12 protein-coding genes are annotated in these 18,665 nt (G+C 45.0%); 5 read left to right on the top strand and 7 right to left on the bottom strand.

The genetic code is table 11. The features are described from left to right. Window positions 1-196: 196 nt before the first annotated feature. From DDT91_RS15800 to DDT91_RS15770, 7 genes are all read right to left on the bottom strand, one after another. Window positions 197-922, bottom strand: coding sequence for an SDR family NAD(P)-dependent oxidoreductase (locus DDT91_RS15800; RefSeq protein WP_187177165.1), 726 nt, complete (start codon window positions 920-922; stop codon window positions 197-199). A gap of 133 nt (window positions 923-1,055) precedes the next feature. Continuing rightward, window positions 1,056-1,619: a sugar O-acetyltransferase gene (locus DDT91_RS15795; protein WP_187177164.1), complete on the bottom strand. Its 564-nt coding sequence runs from the start codon at window positions 1,617-1,619 to the stop codon at window positions 1,056-1,058. A gap of 151 nt (window positions 1,620-1,770) precedes the next feature. Then, on the bottom strand, window positions 1,771-3,192 hold the full coding sequence (locus DDT91_RS15790; RefSeq protein WP_187177163.1) for a PQQ-dependent sugar dehydrogenase: 1,422 nt from the start codon (window positions 3,190-3,192) through the stop codon (window positions 1,771-1,773). A 242-nt stretch (window positions 3,193-3,434) separates the two neighbouring features. Further along, a complete protein-coding gene (locus tag DDT91_RS15785) occupies window positions 3,435-3,851 on the bottom strand; it encodes a PIN domain-containing protein (RefSeq protein ID WP_187177162.1) in 417 nt (138 codons plus the stop codon). After that, complete coding sequence (locus tag DDT91_RS15780; RefSeq protein ID WP_187177161.1) at window positions 3,848-4,099, bottom strand: DUF6364 family protein; 252 nt, start codon at window positions 4,097-4,099, stop codon at window positions 3,848-3,850. The genes DDT91_RS15785 and DDT91_RS15780 overlap by 4 nt, the downstream gene beginning before the upstream one ends. A gap of 84 nt (window positions 4,100-4,183) precedes the next feature. Continuing rightward, a complete protein-coding gene (locus tag DDT91_RS15775; protein ID WP_187177160.1) occupies window positions 4,184-5,296 on the bottom strand; it encodes a VCBS repeat-containing protein in 1,113 nt (370 codons plus the stop codon). Between the two features lie 178 nt (window positions 5,297-5,474). Next, window positions 5,475-8,627, bottom strand: a complete 3,153-nt coding sequence (locus tag DDT91_RS15770) for a PVC-type heme-binding CxxCH protein (protein WP_187177159.1) — start codon at window positions 8,625-8,627, stop codon at window positions 5,475-5,477. Between the two features lie 345 nt (window positions 8,628-8,972). Here DDT91_RS15770 and DDT91_RS15765 point away from each other — a divergent pair, with 345 nt between their 5' ends. The 5 genes from DDT91_RS15765 to DDT91_RS15745 all read left to right on the top strand — a co-directional run bounded on the left by DDT91_RS15765 (window position 8,973) and on the right by DDT91_RS15745 (window position 18,581). Beyond that, window positions 8,973-12,071, top strand: coding sequence for a TonB-dependent receptor (locus tag DDT91_RS15765; RefSeq protein WP_187177158.1), 3,099 nt, complete (start codon window positions 8,973-8,975; stop codon window positions 12,069-12,071). Between the two features lie 44 nt (window positions 12,072-12,115). After that, window positions 12,116-13,627 carry a RagB/SusD family nutrient uptake outer membrane protein gene (locus tag DDT91_RS15760; protein WP_187177157.1) on the top strand — a complete coding sequence of 504 codons (1,512 nt, stop codon included), beginning with the start codon at window positions 12,116-12,118 and terminating at the stop codon, window positions 13,625-13,627. Window positions 13,628-13,839: 212 nt separating this feature from the next. After that, window positions 13,840-16,521: a c-type cytochrome gene (locus tag DDT91_RS15755; protein ID WP_187177156.1), complete on the top strand. Its 2,682-nt coding sequence runs from the start codon at window positions 13,840-13,842 to the stop codon at window positions 16,519-16,521. Then, a complete protein-coding gene (locus DDT91_RS15750) occupies window positions 16,518-17,309 on the top strand; it encodes a DUF1080 domain-containing protein (protein ID WP_187177155.1) in 792 nt (263 codons plus the stop codon). The genes DDT91_RS15755 and DDT91_RS15750 overlap by 4 nt, the downstream gene beginning before the upstream one ends. A gap of 207 nt (window positions 17,310-17,516) precedes the next feature. Beyond that, window positions 17,517-18,581, top strand: a complete 1,065-nt coding sequence (locus DDT91_RS15745) for an aldose 1-epimerase family protein (protein WP_187177154.1) — start codon at window positions 17,517-17,519, stop codon at window positions 18,579-18,581. The last annotated feature ends 84 nt before the right edge of the window (window positions 18,582-18,665 follow it).

Genomic DNA, 18,665 nt, shown 5'->3' with positions numbered 1-18,665 from the left:
TTAGTGTTTTGCCCCTAAAAAAGCAGAGCAGGAAATGCCAATCTGCTTTGGGTCTGTGGACCTGATTTTAAACCTTCCAGGTTTTCAAAACTTGGCTGGCTTCCATCCATCCTCCAAACTTATCGAGTTCATTCCGCCTTTGAGCGAATGGGTTTTAAAGCTGTGAAATCGGACTAGTGGAAGGAATGGTCGTTTTCTACAAAAGTTTTACCCCAGAATTTTCCTCACACCATTGAATCAAACGATTTTGATAACCCTCATCCCATACGGCTGGATGTGGGCTTTTTACCTCCTGATGCCGGAAGTATTTTCCGGAAACCTTGGCTTCCTCTTCTTCACTGGTTGCCAACCAAATCTGGGTTTCCACGCCTTTTTGGAGATCATCTGGAGCGTTTTTGCCTCCCATTTTAGTAGGTACCCAGCCCGGGTCTACGGCATTGGAGCGAACATCCGGGAAAAGTCTGGAAAATGCAGCAGTCAATGCGGTGACCATCAGCTTGGAGTCGGAGTACGTGGTTTGTTCCAACTCTTCCTTTTTTGAAAAGGCTTGACCTCCCATGTGCATATTCGAACTGAGGTAAATAAGTCGTTCCGGTTTTTCCATCAAGGCAGTCAGCACAAAAGGTGCGAGGACGTTCACACGGAAAATAGTGTCGGAATCTTCATGAAGAACTCCGGCGTTGTGAATGACAGCATCGAATTTTCCGAGTTGGTTTGCTTCCTGAGCCATTTTTTTAGTCTCTTCCAGATTGGATAAGTCCCCGACTAAAATCGCCTTGGCATTTGGAAATTGGTTTTCCAGCATTTTTGCACGCTCGGTATTTCGGGCGTGCAAAACAACCTGATGCCTTTCCTGAATTAATTTTTCTGCGGCCAATTTGCCCAAGCCATCAGAAGAACCAGTAATGAATATTCGAGCCATCTATTTGCTTTAGTTTTACTTAGGTTATGAAATCGATAATCTCATTTCTTCCAATAAAATTAGATGGAGCTAAAAAACATAATCGAATCAATTACGCATTGAAAGCTGTTGTTAATGCCGGCTTCAATTTTGGTCAATCAATATTCTTCAGGAATTTGGCTGGAATACCTCCAACAACAGTATTGTCGGGCACATCTTTGGAAACAACTGCTCCGGCGGCTACTACGGAATTTTCGCCTATGGTTACGCCGGGCAGAATTGTTGCACCCGCACCGATCCAGGCATTTTGCTTTATTACGATGGGTTTGGAAATCAGGCCTTTTCGAGTGGCAGGATCAAGGGGATGATTTTCGGTCACGAGTTTGACCTGGGGACCGATGAGCACATTATCCTCGATGGTGATTCCGCCTAAGTCCAGGAAGGAACAGCCGTGATTGATGAAAACGTTTATGCCGATCGTTGTAAACCTCCCAAAATTGGTAGTGAATGGAGGGAAAATTGTAGTGCTTTCATGTACTTCCTGATTCAGAATCTGACTGAGAATTTGCCTTGCTTCACCGATATCTCCGCTGGCATTAAGTTTTCCGATCAGTCGCAGGGTTTCTCCCACGATAGGAAGTACGACAGAGAAAGCTGGGTCATTTGGAGGGATGACTTCTCCGGAATTGAATCGGGCGTAGGCTTCAGCTAGGGTCATAAAGGCAATTGAGTTTAAATGGAAACCAGTTTTTTCTGCAAGAGAATCAGGGTTCAAAATTCGACAGTATCCCGCTCTGCTTCGTAACTCAAATCAAATCAAGACTTAAGAAAATCAAACAGTTTGTTCTTGGATTGATGTTGGAATTAGCTCATTGTGGAGTGATCCTCAGCAAGGCATCCGGTGCGTTGGTGAGTACGTAAAGCGCTCCGTCGGGGCCAATTTTGACGTCCCGTACCCGGCCCATTCCTTTCAGGATCACTTCCTGACTGATCAATTTGTCTCCTTCGATCACCAATCTTCGGATTTCCTGATCTTTGAGAGCGGTGATCAGGAGTTGATTTTTCCATTTGGTGAAAAGATCCCCGGTCACGAATTCAGCTGCGCAGATGGCAATAGAGGGATCATAGTACGTGATGGGCTGCTCCATGCCTTCTTTGGCTGTAAGACTTGTGATGCGGCTGTCATCGTAATTGACACCGTATGTAATTACAGGCCATCCATAATTACCGCCATTTTTCAGCAAGTTTACCTCATCTCCACCTTTTGGACCGTGATCAGTGAAGTAGATTTTGCCGGTCACCGGATGCTGGGCCAGGCCTTGGACATTCCGTGTGCCTACTGCATAGATTCCCTGCAGGGTTCCTTCTTTTTCGTAGAAGGGATTGTCGGTTGGGATGCTTCCGTCAGGGTAGATCCGGAATATTTTTCCTTCTGCCCGGGAAGGCAACTGAGGATTGATCCCCTCTGCAATGCTTTGCTGCATGTCTCCCGTGGTGAAATACAGGTAACCTTCCTTGTCAAACAAAAGGCGGCTTCCCCATCGCGTTCCTCCTACCACCAAAAAGGAATCCGGGGCTTGGAAAAGTGTCTCTTCTTCCACCCATTGGTAATCTTTGATTTTACCTCGGACCACTTTGGTCATGGCTGGAGAGGTCTTATCGGCTGTGTTTTTGGGATTGTGTGAAAAGGCAAAATAGATCCAGCCGTTTTCCGAATACTTCGGGTCCAAAGCCAAATCCATCATTCCTCCCACCAAGTCGGTTCCGTAAATGAAAGGAAGTCCGGTTACCCGTTTGGGATCGAGTTTTCCATCGACTACCCAGTACAGTTCGCCTTTGTTGCCGGAAATCAAGGACCGATGCGCATCGACAAACTCGATCCCCCAAGGGAAAACCAATCCCTCGGTGACGAGTTTTTCTACCTTGAGTGTGTAATCCTGGGTGCTGAAGGTCAGCGTTTCGGTGGATTTTTCTTGGGTAGGTTGGCTTTTTCTAACTCCCAAAATGTAGTCGGTTAGCTCTCCGATTTCGTGGGTAGGCAATGCATTACTCCATTTGATCATGGTCGTATTAGGAATTCCATTGCTGATACTTTGGCTGATATCGGCAGGATTATTCCCATACTTTAAGTTTTCCGCCAAAAGCGAAGTGCCAGCCGGGGTTCCTTTTAGGTCAGCGCCATGGCAACCCGTACAATACATTTTGTAAACCTTTTCTCCATTTTGAGCAGAAGCAGAAAGCGCCACCAAGCTCCAACTGGTTAGCAGAAGTGCAAGTCCGGAGATTTTCATAAGCGTGTGGTTCTTGGGAAATCGTTTATTGGAGATGTTACAAAAAATCCGAGAAGGGATTTTCTACATTTAAAGGTGAGGAATAATTGAATATTGAACTTAAGAAAATCAAACGGATTACTAAGGATTTCAATTCGTCTTTTTGGCAAGAAAGGTCTAAGAATCATCAGAATTTGTGATGTAATCTGATGTGGAAAAGTAAATAGGGTGTGTCGTTCAATGTTAAAAATGCGGGATCCATTTCAGCTGCCTATACTTGCCAAGAATTCAGGCGCTGTAAAAATTGGAATTGCTGAGTTTTTAAAGTCCATCTTATTTCTGGTCAGGATCAGATTGCAATTTGACTGAAGCGCACAGAAATATTGGACGGCATCTTCAAAATCACTGAAAAGTGAAAAGAGACTCTTGTCTATCGTTTCCTGGTTGGCTTCTGCCACTTGGCAAAGAATGGAGAACTTTTGAAGCTTGAGTAGGGCTGATTCTTTTGTTTCAAATTTTGATAAAACATACTCAGCCGTAGTGAAGGAAATAGGGGAGGTAAATACGGAAATCTCCTTCCGGTCAGCCAAGGATACGATTTTGGCGATTGGCTCATAGAAGGGATGTCTTTCAGCCAGAAGATCCAAGATGACATTCGTATCCAAAAAGATTTTCCTCATCGGTATTTTTCCTCCAGATAATCTTGGTAATCCTTCTTGTAATCGTAATCTGCAGGAATGGTATTTCCATCAGTAAGACTTTTCACAAATGGGGTAATGGAGATTTCGTCTTTTTCTGTGGATTTGGAGGTGAGTGAGTTTAGATAATTTTCAACCAATTTTGAAAGGCTCACCTGCTGATCAGATGCATAGGCTTTTGCCTTTTCGATAACACTTTTATCCAGTTTAAGGGTGAGCTTGGTATCCATGATTTTTTAATTGTACGTGTAAATATATAATTTTTTGGACGTACAAAATCATAGGTTCGTTGTAATTTCTTTGAATACAAAGACTTACCTCTGAAAAAACACCGCCAATCCATCTTTCCCTGCCACGGCGATGTCGATCTTTCCGTCACGATTTAGGTCTCTGGTGGAAAAGTAGAGCCCGGTGCCTTTTCCCTCCCCAAACGGACCATAGCTGATCACATTTTTGGAGAAAGTCTTTCCGTTCCATTTGAAATAATACAATCCGATATCATCCAATTCACCCGGATCTTTTCCATTGTGTGCCCTGTAGCGCTTGCCCGTGATCAGTTCGTTTTGTCCATCTCCGTCCAGATCGATCCATTCCATCACGTGGTATTGGGCGTGGTATGGATCGATGTCGTGTTTGACAAAACTGATTTTCCCTTCTTCATCCCGCTTTTGCTCCATCCAAAAAAGTCCGTAGTTATGCCCATTGCCTAGGATCAGGTCATTCATTCCGTCCCCATTCAGGTCAGTCACGATGATAGGAACACTCACATCTCCGAGTTCAAAAGTCGGGTGAAAAGTCCACTCCCCATACCTCAAATCAGCTGGTGCTTCATACCAGCCATAGCTGCTGACCAAATCCCCCCAACCATCGCCGTTGATGTCCCCGAAGCCCAGTCCATGGCCCTGTGTTTCGAAGACTTCGTATTTTTCAAACTGGTTTGGACCGACCCATTTGTAAAAAGCCAAGGGCTTTCTCGGGGTATTGGGCACGATCTCCAGAGTACCATCTCCATCCAAATCCCAGGCACGAACCGTTTCGATATTGCCGGTTTCAGCGATCAAGTGCTCTTTCCACTCGGAAGTTTTTCCGGGATTTTCTTTCCAGATCAGTTTCCCCTCAAACCAGCCCCCAGTGATGAAGTCCATGTTCCCATCTCCATTCACATCCATGGGAATGGTAGAAAAGTCCTCATAATATTCCCCAAATCGCTTCACTTGACCAATCAGCTGACGATCCAAAAATCCTGGCCCTTTGTACCAATAACTTCCGGATACCAAGTCCTGATGGCCATCTTTGTCTACGTCCATGATGCCCACAGACTCATAGCTTTCGTAAGCGATTTGCTGCTTTTCGAAACGGAGGTTTTTGGATTGGGAAAAGGAAAGAAAAGGAAGTGTTAAGGTCAGTAGGGATAGGAGGGCTTTCATTGACGATTTACGATTTTGGATTTACGACCGAAATAGGAACCTCAAATCTGAATTTATAATGGGTTCCCTAAAACAAGTATTGGTGGAATGATCTAAAAAACCATGCCACCAATCACTCAATAAAGACGAATAACGAATAACGAACGTCGAATATCGAATTTCGAACAAATCCGAAATCCTATTTCTCCATTGGATGCATCTTCAGCAATTCCGCCGGGTTCCAGAAGCCTTCTTTGTCTTTGACCTCAACCCTCACTTTTTTCACTAAATCTGGAGAAATAGGTGAGGCTTGGTTGCCAAAGGAATTCCTGACATAGGTCAAGACGGCGGCTATTTCGGTATCGTTGAGCATGCCTTCGTACGGAGTCATCGGTACCTGTCCGGGATACTCCCTGCCAGCTACTTCGATCGGGCCTAAAAGACCTTTCAATACTACTTTGATCAATCGCTCAGGGCTTCCCGTGACCCAAGGAGTCCCGCGCAGTGGAGGGAATTGGGAAGCAGTCAAGCCTCCTCCGTCCATCTGATGACAGGTGCCACAAAAGCCTTCTCGGGCATAGATTTCTTTACCAAGGACAAACAGTTCTCGATCCGAACCCGTCAATGAAGATTTGATATCTTCCTCTTTTTTCTGTTGTACGGACAGCCCATTGATGTGTGCGACGGCAGTTTCCAGGGTTCGAGGAATCCAAATAGCATCCTTAGCCTGCTTATCAGCTTCTGCCAAGATAGGCGTGCCGATTTCTCTAGGCAGCCAAGAAGCCGCGGCGATGGCCTCCATACGTACTCTTCCATGTGGATCTTTGGCGGAGGCCATCAGTAATTCTGCTTGATCCTTGACTTGGTGCCCCGTATATCGGACTACCCGAGTGGCAGCCGCCCGCACTCGGTAATCGCTTGATTTCAACAAGTCTTTCAGCAGGCTTTGATTTACCTTGTTTGCACCCCAGGTCACCCAAAGCGCTTCGAGTCGGTGATGCTCGTATCTCGGGTCGTTTTTGTCCAATCCGGCTACCCACTTTTCCACCGCAGTGCTTACCTCGGCAGCATCTCTGCCTCTCAGTTCGCGTCGGCTGCGGTATCTGGATCGGTATTCAGGAAGTTTCAAATTCTCCAACAATTCGGGGATGCTTGCTCCGTCGATTTTCGCTGGAGTAACCAAAGGTCGGGAAGGATAGGTCAATCGGTAAATCCGTCCATGTACATGGTCTCGCAGTGGATCACGGGCATTGTGCTGCATGTGTCCGATCAGGATATTGTGCCAGTCCACGATGTAGAGCGATCCATCCGGAGCGATTTCCATGTCCACCGGGCGGAAATTTCGGTCTGAAGAAACGATCAAATCCTGCCTCCATTTGGAGGTAAAGCCTACCGTATCCTCGATCATACGGTGCTGCTTAGTCCCCAAGAAGCCGATGGTATTGTTGATGATCAAATCGCCTTGGATGTCATCCGGGAAATGTCTGCTCGAAATAAATTCCAATCCTGAGGTCGGTCTCACCATGTGGTCCTTTTCGATCAGATTCGGTCCTTTGAAGTTGGAATTACCATATCGGGGCAGCGTAGAACCAGGAAGCATCCAGTTGACATTGGGACCGGAGGTTTCCGCATAGAAGTTTTGCCCCCAGTCATCAAAAGCGATCCCCCAAGGATTGGGAATACTTACCTGATTGACCCGCTCCAGCTTGTGGCGTTTGGGTTCGTAGCGGTAAAATCCTCCGTTGGTTCCTCTTACAGGACCATAAGAAGTTTCTACGTTTGTATGCAAAAAGACACCCTCGGCCATATAAATAGCCCCACTTTCATCAGTAGTGAAGGCAGAAATGGCATGGTGGGTATCATGATCGTCAAAACCGGAAAGCAGGATTGTCTTTTTATCTGCCTTGTCGTCTCCATTGGTGTCTTCGAGAAGGATCAGATTTGGGCTTTGGGATACATAGACTCCCTCAGCGGCGATTTCAAATCCAACAGGAATGTGGAGGTCATCGGCAAAGGTGGTTTGCTTGTCGGCTTTTCCGTCTCCATCAGTATCTTCGAGAATGATCAATTTGTCCTGAGGACGAGGATCACCTGGTTTGTAATGCGGATAGCTTGGCATCGTGGCTACCCAAAGACGGCCCTTGTTATCAAAGGAAAGTTGGACGGGGTTGGCCAGGTCTGGGAATTCCTTTTCTGAAGCGAAAAGTTCGATTTTGTATCCTTCGGGTACTTTGATGGTTTTCAGCGCATCCTCTCCGTATTTATATTCTAGGCTGCCATTGGCTTCGGGGTTGTAATTTGTTTTCACTTCCGGCAAGGTGCGGGTTTTGGCATCTGCGGCGGCTAGATCTTTTACTTTTCCAAGGTTGGCTTCCCAGATGGCCGTATCCCGTATGGCAGTCATCTGTCGGATTTTTTCGATCTCAAAGGGATAATTGTCCGGGCCAAAAGGATCGTATCGGCGGCCGTAGACGTGTACACCGTTGGGGATTTTATAGTCATTGTGCCAAAACCAGTTTTTCTCCATTACGGCTTGGTGAATGAGGTCACGGTTTGCTTCGGCTTTTCGTTCGGCTTTACCAAAAAGCTTGTCAGCAAGTAACTCGGCAAGTTTGGCGTAGCCGGCTTCATTCAGCTGAGTGCCATCAATCGTCAGTGGTTCCTCACTGTCTGCATACCATTTTTGACTTGGCTCAAAAGCATTGACAAAAACCAACTCATGCTTTTTGGCTACTTCGGCCATGGCTTCGGTGTAGAGTTTCAGGATTTCGTTTTCCTTTTTTCCATCCGGCACATCTTTGACATCGCTGAGATCTTCAAAAGCAATGGGCGAAACCAGGGCTACTTGAGGAGCGGATTTGCCGTTGTACTGTTGGGCTTTGGAGTGAATGACCCAAGCCTCGAGTTCATCTTTGAAGTTTTGGAGTTTTTCTTTTCCCTGAAAGGATTCATTGAATCCAAAAAATCCCACCACGATGTCTGCCTTGAGTCGTGTCAGCCATTGGTCAGGCTTTTCCAAAAATCCCTGAGAATCGGAATAAGTGGCGTATTCATCCTGAAACTCCTCCGCACCGGGAAAAGCCCAAGGATCCTTGGAGGCCGATCGGGGACGGAAGCCTGGAGTGTCTCCCGGATCGCAAAGGTTCCTTATGAACAAAGTGCTGTCTGGATACCGGAGATGCATTTCGGTCTCGAAGAGGCCATATTCCATCATCCTGGAACCAAGATTGTTTCCGACTAGTGCAATACTGGAGTTTTTGCGGAGTTCGAGGGTTTTGTCTGGGGTGCAGCTAGAGAAAATAAGTAAGCTGACAAAAATAAATAGCCATTTAGGGTTTAAATAATGGATCATATGTCTGGAGAATATTTGGAGCTAATATTAGATAGTTTAAAACCAAATTTCAATTATTTGTATCTATTCTTATAGATATAATTATCTGAAGACAAAAGCATAAAATATCAAGTAAAAATAAGCTTTATAGCATCCTGTTCTATCCTGATTTTATAGTAAAATTATTTAAAGACATAGATTACTTTTTTGAATTATTGCCATAATTGGATTGCCGGAAGTATCCTGCTCTATCCTGCTTTTTAGTGACTGATATTCTGAGTTTTAAACAGGATTCAACAGGATAGAGTAGGGGCTGGGATTAAGGATATTGAATCGGAAATTATTCAATTACTTAAACCCACCAATATGAATAACCACTATCTATCTAAGATTAAAGTCCGGATTATTGGGCTTTTGTTATTTATGCTATGTTTCAGCATAGCAAGTATGGGTCAAACCCAATCCGTGCGAGGGGTTGTGACATCAGATCCTGATAAAGAGCCCATTCCGGGTGCATTGGTTTTGATCAAAGGCACACAAAAAGGGACTGTCACTGACATCGATGGTTCGTTTACCATTGAGGCTGCTCCCGGTGAAGTTCTTGTAGTCAGCTTTGTAGGTTATAATACCAAAGAAGTGCCTGTGGTTGCTGGACAAACCACCGTCAATATCACTTTAGCCTATTCTACATCTGATCTTTCAGAAGTCGTCGTAGTAGGTTATGGTAGTCAGATCAAAAAGGAAGTAACCGGTGCGGTTGCTACGGTTTCTGGCTCTCAATTGAGAGACATGCCTGTATCTACAGTCGCCCAAAAGCTTCAGGGTAGATTGGCGGGGGTTCAGATCAACCAGACTACCGGTCAGCCTGGCCGTGGGATGACAGTGAGAATCCGGGGTCAGCTTTCCGTATCCGGAGGTAGTGAGCCTCTGTATGTTGTGGATGGTTTTCCTATTTCCGGTAATATCAACCAAATCAACCCGGATGAAATTGAAGATATCTCAGTCTTAAAAGATGCCGCTTCCACCTCTTTGTATGGTTCCCGTGCTGCAAACGGTGTGGTCTTGATCACTACTAAAAAAGGAAAAGCAGGACAGACCAATGTGAATTTGAACGTGTTTACCGGTTTTCAGGAGGTTCCTCAAAGGGGCAGACTGGAGATGATGAATGCGGAAGAATTTGCTCAGTTTAAGAAGGAATACTATGAAGATGCCAACCAGGCAGTACCTGAAGTGTTCCAGAATCCATCTATCTATCGAGATAAAAACAACGATTGGTATGATGCTTTGCTTCAAACGGCACCCATTTCTTCCTACAACCTGACACTGACTTCCAACAAGGAAAGAGTCAATACAGCAGTTGTGGCCGGTGTATTCGATCAAAAAGGGGTGGTAGTGAATACCGATTACAAAAGATTTTCACTTCGTATGAATACCGATTACCAACTTTCTGATAAGGTAAACATCGGAGTGAATGTTGCGCCAAACTATGTGATTGACAATGTGCCAAGAACGGATGGGGATAGAGGTACAGGTATTATTTTCAATGCACTGCATACCTGGCCAGTCATGCCTATCTATGATGAATCAGGTGAATTGACTCTTTTCAATAGATTCCCTGCAAATACAGGTAATATCTTCGCCTATCCAAACTGGGTGAGATCTGCACAGGAAATCACCAATGAGACGAAAAGTTTAAACGTGTTAGCCAATACCTATGTGGAATGGAGACCTATTAAAGGATTGTCTCTTAAGTCGACGTTCAATACGGAAATCTTCAATTCTAATTTCTTCACTTTCAACCCTTCTACGGCGACTTCTGCAATCAATCAGGCAATTCCGACAGTGGCAGTTTCGGTCAGAGAGAACCTTACGGATTTTACTTGGCTAAACGAAAATATTGCTACGTATAGAAATTCGATCAATGATCACAATTTTGAGATCCTGGCGGGTTTTTCAAATCAGCAGTTTAGAAGAGATGGAACAAGAATTCAGGCTGATACCTATGCAGATGATCGCCTTCCTACTATTCAAGGTGCGATCAACATCAACAGAGGAGGTACCACTAGTCAAGTTCAGGAATGGACTCTTACCTCAATCTTCTCCAGATTAACATACAACTTTAAACAAAAATATCTCTTCACGGCATCGATTCGAGGGGATGGTTCTTCCCGATTCGGTTCTCAGAATAGATGGGGTGTATTCCCTTCCGCTTCAGCCGGATGGGTCCTGTCTGACGAGGAGTTTTTGAAAGGTAACAGTACCATTTCATTTGCGAAAATCCGATCAAGTTATGGTATCACCGGTAACAATAATATCGGTAACTATACCCAATATGCCTTGGTCAATAATACAGTAAACGTAGTCTTTGGAAATACTCTTTCTCCGGGTGCGGCAATTACTTCCTTGGACAATCCAAACTTGGGATGGGAAACGACTGCTCAATTGGATGCAGGATTTGATCTTGGATTTTTGGATGACAGAATTTCATTCACTTACGACTATTTCGTTAAGAACACGACCAACCTCCTTTATGCGGTACAGATCCCTCAGGAATCAGGTTTTACCAACTTCAATGACAACATCGGTGAGATCAAATTCTGGGGTCATGAATTTGCCGTCAATGCCGTTCCCACCACAGGAGCATTCAAATGGACTATCAATGCCAACCTTTCCTTTAACAGAAATAAGGTTCTGGAATTAGCAGAAGGGATAGACAGAGTATACGGTTCCTTTCACATCACTCAAGTGGGGAAGCCTTTTGGACAATTCTATGGACTCAAAAAGTTGGGGAATTATGCCAATGCGGAAGATCTAGCCAATTCTCCTATTATTCCAGGAAGATCTACTGTGGGTAGTATCAAGCTGGCAGATATCAATGGGGATGGAAGAATTACGTTTGGAGGTGACCGGGATGACCGAACCATCATCGGAAATCCTTTCCCTGATTTCATCTATGGTATCACCAACAATTTCAATTGGAAAAATTGGGATATGAGCATTATTGGTTCTGGTTCTCAAGGACAGGATCTATACATGAGACACCTATATTCCTTGGCCAATTTGGATGGGGTATTCAATATGGTGAGAAGAGCTAAGGATCGTTTTAGATCTCCTGAAAATCCGGGTGAAGGCATTTTTGGTACCACAGTGGGTGGTGGAAACGTGACTGGTGTAGAACGTGATTGGCCAAACAGCAATTTCGTATGGGATGCATCTTTCTTCACCATTCGTAACATCACTTTAGGATATACCTTCACGAAGCTTCCAAAAGCAATAAAGTCAGCCAGACTTTATGCATCTGCTCAAAACGTATGGGTATTTACCAACTATTGGGGGGGACAAAATCCTGAAGTTAGTATGCAAGGAAATGGTCAGGGAGACGGTGGAAATCTAAGCCCTGGGGTTGATTTGGGGCCATATCCAGTACCTCGGACGATCACTTTTGGAGCCAATATCAATTTCTGATCAAAGCCACTTAGGTAGTTGATTAAATCCTAAACTGAACTAAAATGAAAAAATATAGCATCATATTTCTTGTCCTGCTGATGACATTCACCAGCTGTGAGGATTTTCTTACAGTAGTACCTGAGACTCAATTGAGTTCGGCTACTTTCTTTAAGACAGAAAAGGACTTTGTGCAGGCGGTAAACGCCACCTATGCCCCGCTCCGAGCCTATTACAATGGTCCTGCATGGCTATTGGGGGAATTGCACTCGGACAACACCTTTTACATGCGAAACGTACTCTTCGGTGCGGTAGAAAACGCTGAGAATCTTGCCGATTTTTCAGTGCCTGTAAGTAACGGGACCACTCCCAATACAAACGTCTTAGGAGCTTGGCGTGGACTTTATTTGATTATTTCACGTGCCAATCAAGTGTTGGCTTTGATTGATGGCGTTCAGTTTAATCAGGACTCCAAAAACAATCTGAAAGGTCAAGCTTTGTTTCTTAGAGCATTCTCTTATTTCCACTTAGTTCGCTATTTCGGCAAAGTTCCCCTTCACCTTACCCCTGTGTCTGGAAGGGATGGAGCTGCCCTTCCCTTGTCTGAAGAAGCAGCGGTATTTGACCAAATCATTAAAGATCTGACCGAAGCGGTGCCTTTGCTTCCCCAAAAGTCTCAACAGGAGGCAGGCAGAGTTACCCAGGGAGCGGCAAGAACCTTGTTGGGAGATGTATTTATCTATCGCAAACGATGGTCTGATGCAGAGCAGGTGTTGGCCCCAGTGATTTCCTCAGGACAATATGCACTGATGCCATCTTATGCTATGGCTTTTCCTAAGAATTCCACCAATAAGAATAATATTGAATCGGTATTTGAAATTCAGTTCCGTGAGGGAGCAGATGGTCTCCAGGGTACATTCCTTTACCAGCATTTACCCTACCCGCTTACGGTACCAGAAGTGAGAGCTTTATTCAATACTACCAATCCTCAGCCATTGGATGGTCAGGGAAATAATATCCCAACACCGGATATCATTGCAGCATATGAGCCGGGTGATTTGCGCAAAGATGCCTCCATTATGTATATAACTGTATCTGGTAGACCGGGGACGAATAAGATCACCCCAATTATCAAAAAGTTTCAAGATAATCATGCACAGCATAATAATCATGGGGTGAATTGGCCGGTGTATCGGTATGCTGAGGTCCTACTCTTAATGGCTGAGGCCCAAAATGAGCAAGGAAAAACAAGCGAGGCTCTAGGGTTTTTGAACCAAGTTAGATCCCGTGCAGGATTGCCTGCTTCTACTGCTGCAGGTCAAGCGAATGTTCGTGAGGCGATTTTCAAAGAAAGAAGAGTAGAGCTCGCATTCGAAAACAAAAGATGGTTTGATATTATCAGGACAGATCGGATTCAGGAAATTATCGTTCCTTATGGACAGCGTATCGTAGCCAATCCATTGGACTACTATTTTCCGCCAATTCCGGGTGCAGTCCCAAGACCTAACGTTTTTACAAATCTGGATAAATTCTATGCCTATCCGGCAGTCGAGTCAGATTTGAGTCCTCATTTCTAAGTTGGTTTTCTTAATTCAAATAGCCCGACATCTCCTTTTGCGAAAAAGTGAAGGTGTTGGGTTATTTTTTGACCATACCCGAAATAGCAGGACAGTTAATTTCTTGACAAAAAGTAAATAGCCTTCATGAGTGGTTTTCTGTACCACCAATTATTTATGATCTTCAAGTGTGTGAAATAGAATTCCTTGAAAAGCTTTAAATCCAAAATAATATGTTCCTCAAAAGCACTTTAAAAAATCTACTCTTCTTTGGTTTGGCCGTGGCGGTTTTGTTAGCCTGTGCCAAAAAAGAAGAGGTCCGGCAGCTAACCGGAAACCCAAAAATTGATAAGCTAAAACTTCCTGACGGCTTTGTGGCTGAGTTGCTTTATAGCCCGGGAGAAAATGATCAGGGCTCATGGGTGGCCATGACCTTTGATGACAAAGGCCGAATGATCACCTCAGATCAGTATGGTTTTTTGTATCGATTGGAATTGCCTCCGATTGGTTCTGACTCTACAGTAAAGCCAAAAGTAGAGAAACTCATCGTAGGAAATGTTCCTGATTCACTGGTTGGGATGGGTTATGCCCAAGGCTTGCTCTATGCCTTCAACTCCCTGTATGTGATGGTGAACCATAACCCGAATGAGCGATTCAGTCAGCCTACAGGCCTTTACAGAATCCAGGATTTGGACGGAGATGACCAGTTTGAAACCATCACTCAAATCCGCGAACTCAAAGGTCAGCAGGGTGAGCACGGCCCGCATTCTATGAAAGTGACTCCAGACGGCAAAGGGATTTACCTGATCGCGGGTAACCACGTGGATGTACCGGAAATGAATCATTACCGTCTCCCAAGAGTATGGAATGAAGACAATCTGTTCCCTCTTATCAAAGATCCGAGAGGACATGCCAATGATCGTATGGCTCCGGGAGGATGGATAGCCCGTATCGATCCGGAAGGAAAAGAGTGGGAGTTGATCTCAGCAGGTTTCAGAAATGCTTTTGATTTCGACTACAATGAAGTAGGAGACATTTTTGCCTACGATGCCGATATGGAATGGGATTTCGGGATGCCTTGGTATCGTCCAACCCGGATCAATCACGCAACAAGTGGTTCGGAATTTGGTTGGAGAACAGGTAATTCCAAGTGGTCTCCCAACTATCCGGACAACTTACCAGCCGTACTCAATATCGGGCAAGGTTCACCGACCAACGCGATGTTTGGCTTCAAAGCCAATTTCCCTAGCAAATACAAAAAAGCACTTTATGCCTTTGACTGGAGCTTTGGGATTATTTATGCCATTCACCTGACTCCAAACGGAGCGACTTATGATGCTACCGCGGAAGAGTTTATTTCCGGTTCTCCACTTCCCTTGACAGATGGAATTATCGGGCCTGACGGTGCCATGTATTTTGCTACCGGAGGACGTAGATTGGAGTCTGACCTCTATAGAGTTTATTACAAAGGTGAATTGGATACCCATGTGCCTTTGACAGAAGCTGATCTTCCTCAGGAAGCAAAACTAAGAAGAGAGCTGGAGCAGTATCACAAAGCGGGAGCGCCTGCAGAGGGCTTGGAGAAAGCTTGGGCTCAGCTTGGACATGCGGATCGATATGTACAGTATGCTGCACGTATCGTTTTGGAACATCAGCCGGTGGCTTCTTGGAAAGCAAAAGCAATTGCCGAAACTGATCCGACCAAGAAGATTCATGCAATTTTGGCGCTAGCTCACCATGCTACCGATGCGGATGCTGCATCCATGCTCAACAGTTTGATGCAGATTGATTATAAGGCGCTTTCTGCCAAAGACAAACAAGATATTCTGAGAACGATTGAAGTGATTCTCTATCGCTACGACAAAGGAGCCGAGCCGGTCAAGCAGCAATTGATCGCGTATTTGGATCCAAACTATCCGGCTAATGACAACATGCTGGATCGATCTCTTTCGATTTTAATGGTTCATTTGGATGCTCCATCAGCGGTAGAAAAGACCTTGGCGCTCCTCAAGACAGCCAAGGATGATCCTGATTACCAGAAGACCTTTACTTCTTCTTCAGATTTGATTTTCAGAAATCCACAGTACGGATTGGACATCGCCAATATGCTGGCAAATGTACCCCCCGCACAAGCGACTTTCTATGCTACCGTATTGGGTGGAGCTGACAAAGGCTGGACTGCTGCTCAGCGTGAGGAATACTTTAAGTGGATCAATCATGCGCTCACCGCCTACAAAGGTGGAAGAAGTTATGTGGGCTTCCTGGATCGTGCCAGAAAAATGGCTTTGGCCTCAGTGGACAAAGCTGATTTTGAAAAGTATGATGAAATGTCCGGTGGTAAATTGCTTACTGCCAGCGGGAATGATATCGCAAATACAGGCGTTCAGCCAGAAGGCCCAGGCCGTCGCTGGACTGTAGAAGAAGCGGAACCTTTGATGGCCAATTTGGTTGGTCGTGATTTGGTAAAAGGTAAGGCCATGTATGCCGCAGTTCTTTGCCAGTCCTGCCATACCATGCAGGGTGAAGGCGGAGCAATTGGTCCTGACTTGACCCAATTGGGTACCCGATTCTCTCCAAAAGACATCTTGGTAGCGACTATCAATCCAAGCGAAACCATCTCAGATCAGTATCATGCTACAGTACTTGAATTGAAAGCCGGTGGCTCTATTGTCGGCAAACTCAATGATGAAGATGCGCAGAACTACTACATCTCTCAGAATCCTTTTGCTCCAAATGAAATCAAAACAGTCCCTAAAAACACCGTGGTGCTGAAGAAAAATGCGGATGTGTCCATCATGATGCCCGGTTTGATTAATCGACTGAATGAGGAAGAACTCAAAGACCTGATGGCCTACTTGATCTCAGGTGGAAATCCGGATCATGCGGTGTACAAGCAACCTACTGCTCAGAAATGATAGCTTTCTTTTCACATAAATCCTTGGTCACCGTAGCCGCATTGGCTGCGGTTGCCTGGGTCAACTGGACTTGTCAGACTCCGACAGAAAAGGTTGAGGAAAATTCGGGCCTTCAAGCTGATTTTAAATCAATTTTCGATGGTAAAAGTCTGGAGGGTTGGGAATATGATCCTGTCTATTGGTCTGTAAAAGATGGCGCCATAGTCGGTGAAATCACGCCTGAAACGGTGTTGAAAAACAATACCTTCATCATCTGGAAAGGGGGAGAGTTGGGGGATTTCGAACTAAAGGTGGATTATTGGATTTCGGAATCCGGCAATTCTGGCGTACAATACCGCAGTGACCGATTTACGGAGGTTCCTTATGCCCTTCGAGGGTATCAGGCCGATATCGATGGAGCCAATCGCTATACCGGGCAGAATTATGAAGAGCGAAAGCGAACTACCTTGGCTTACCGAGGTCAGAAAACAAAAATTACTTCGCAGCCTGATTCCATTTCTGAAGTTCGTGGATTTGTGGAGCGAAATGCCTGGAAAGGGCTAAACTTGGTGGAGGAACTTGGAGATCGTGCAGAGTTGGGAAATCTGATCAAAAAGGGGGATTGGAATACCATCCACATTGTGGCTAAAGGAAATGTCATGAAGCATTATGTCAACGGAACCTTGATGAGTGAAGTCCATGACGAAGACAGCAAAAATCGTATGTTGAAAGGCTTGATGGGATTCCAGGTGCACGTTGGGCCTCCTATGAAAGTCATGTTTAAAAACATTCAACTCAAAAAGTTATAGTAGTTTGCCGTAAAGGCTAAAAGGCGCTAAATCAATTTGGCGCCTTTTCGTTTTTATACCACTTTTTTCTTCTCTTTTTTACCAATGGCAAAATTCTATTTCCCCTTTTCTTTAACTTAAAGCCAAGCTTTTTTGGGGTACCCACATAGGGCAGGATAGTCTCCGAAGGGCTTTTTTATAGGTTACTCATTCTTTGATCAACCCAAAATGAACCTCGAAAATCCAGCAAACTGGAAAGATAAACTCTCCAATTCCCATCAACTCGGCGGAATCGAAACCTCCATTGTGGACAATGGTCCCGGTCGCGGAGTTCGCATCGCCTGGGTCAATACCGGAACTGGTCTCCGGTACAAACTGGTGCTGGATAGAGGCATGGATATTTTGGATGCCTTCTTTAATGAAAGCAGCCTGGCTTGGATTTCTCATGCTGGTCTTACCGCTCCGCAGCCTTTTTCCAATCAGGGAATTGACTGGCTGAGAACCTTTGGCGGAGGGCTTCTGACGACCTGTGGCCTTTCCAATGCAGGCCCACCAAATACTGATGCAGGTGGCTCAAGAGGACTTCACGGCAACTATTCCAATACTCCAGCCGAACTGATCTCCATCAAGCAGCCTGATATTTTTACAGGAGATTTGAGTTTTGAGATTGTGGCCAAAGTCAGGGAAACCACTACGTTTGGACCAAGTCTGGAGATGCACCGCAGCATTTCAGGAAAAATCGGATCAGCCGAAATCCGAATCAAAGACACTGTGACCAATCGTGGAAATGCACATGCACCTCACATGATTTTGTATCATATCAATTGTGGCTGGCCTTTGATCGATGACGGAACAAGGATTGTTTGGAAGGGTGATAAAAAGCCAAAGCCTACCGACGCCAACAATACCGAGTTCAATCGGGAATATGAGTTTACCCGTTGTGCACCACCATTGGAAGAGCATGCAGGTTTTGGAGAGGATGTGGCGTTTATCGACCCAAAAGCAAATGCCAATGATCAGGTGATCTGTGGGTATGCCAATGATAGCCTGGGTTTAGCACTTAAAATTACCTTTTCCAAAATTCAAATGCCTTGGCTGATCAACTGGCAGCATTGGGGTAAAAATGAATATGTGACGGCCCTCGAACCGGCCACTCATCCGCCGATAGGTCAGGCGGCATCCCGGGAAAATGGAACCTTGATTCTTTTGGAACCCGGAGAAAGCAGAACGTATGATTTGCTTTTGGAAGTGCTGACAGGGGAAAAAGCGAGAGGATTTACGGTTTACGATTGACGACCTTTTCTAGAATAGAAACCTTGAACACTGAACATCGAACTTTCTAAATATTGAATGTCGAACTCTGAATTACGAACATCG

The sequence above is a fragment of the Algoriphagus sp. AK58 genome, from assembly GCF_014324365.1.
GTDB lineage: Bacteria > Bacteroidota > Bacteroidia > Cytophagales > Cyclobacteriaceae > Algoriphagus.
This window is presented reverse-complemented; position numbering and strand designations above follow the sequence as displayed.

Bases quoted from the DNA above. Each gene is read 5' to 3' on its own strand.
- DDT91_RS15800 (WP_187177165.1), bottom strand. From the start codon at position 922: ATGGCTCGAATATTCATTACTGGTTCTTCTGATGGCTTGGGCAAATTG.
- DDT91_RS15795 (WP_187177164.1), bottom strand. From the start codon at position 1,619: ATGACCCTAGCTGAAGCCTACGCCCGATTCAATTCCGGAGAAGTCATC.
- DDT91_RS15790 (WP_187177163.1), bottom strand. From the start codon at position 3,192: ATGAAAATCTCCGGACTTGCACTTCTGCTAACCAGTTGGAGCTTGGTG.
- DDT91_RS15785 (WP_187177162.1), bottom strand. From the start codon at position 3,851: ATGAGGAAAATCTTTTTGGATACGAATGTCATCTTGGATCTTCTGGCT.
- DDT91_RS15780 (WP_187177161.1), bottom strand. From the start codon at position 4,099: ATGGATACCAAGCTCACCCTTAAACTGGATAAAAGTGTTATCGAAAAG.
- DDT91_RS15775 (WP_187177160.1), bottom strand. From the start codon at position 5,296: ATGAAAGCCCTCCTATCCCTACTGACCTTAACACTTCCTTTTCTTTCC.
- DDT91_RS15770 (WP_187177159.1), bottom strand. From the start codon at position 8,627: ATGATCCATTATTTAAACCCTAAATGGCTATTTATTTTTGTCAGCTTA.
- DDT91_RS15765 (WP_187177158.1), top strand. From the start codon at position 8,973: ATGAATAACCACTATCTATCTAAGATTAAAGTCCGGATTATTGGGCTT.
- DDT91_RS15760 (WP_187177157.1), top strand. From the start codon at position 12,116: ATGAAAAAATATAGCATCATATTTCTTGTCCTGCTGATGACATTCACC.
- DDT91_RS15755 (WP_187177156.1), top strand. From the start codon at position 13,840: ATGTTCCTCAAAAGCACTTTAAAAAATCTACTCTTCTTTGGTTTGGCC.
- DDT91_RS15750 (WP_187177155.1), top strand. From the start codon at position 16,518: ATGATAGCTTTCTTTTCACATAAATCCTTGGTCACCGTAGCCGCATTG.
- DDT91_RS15745 (WP_187177154.1), top strand. From the start codon at position 17,517: ATGAACCTCGAAAATCCAGCAAACTGGAAAGATAAACTCTCCAATTCC.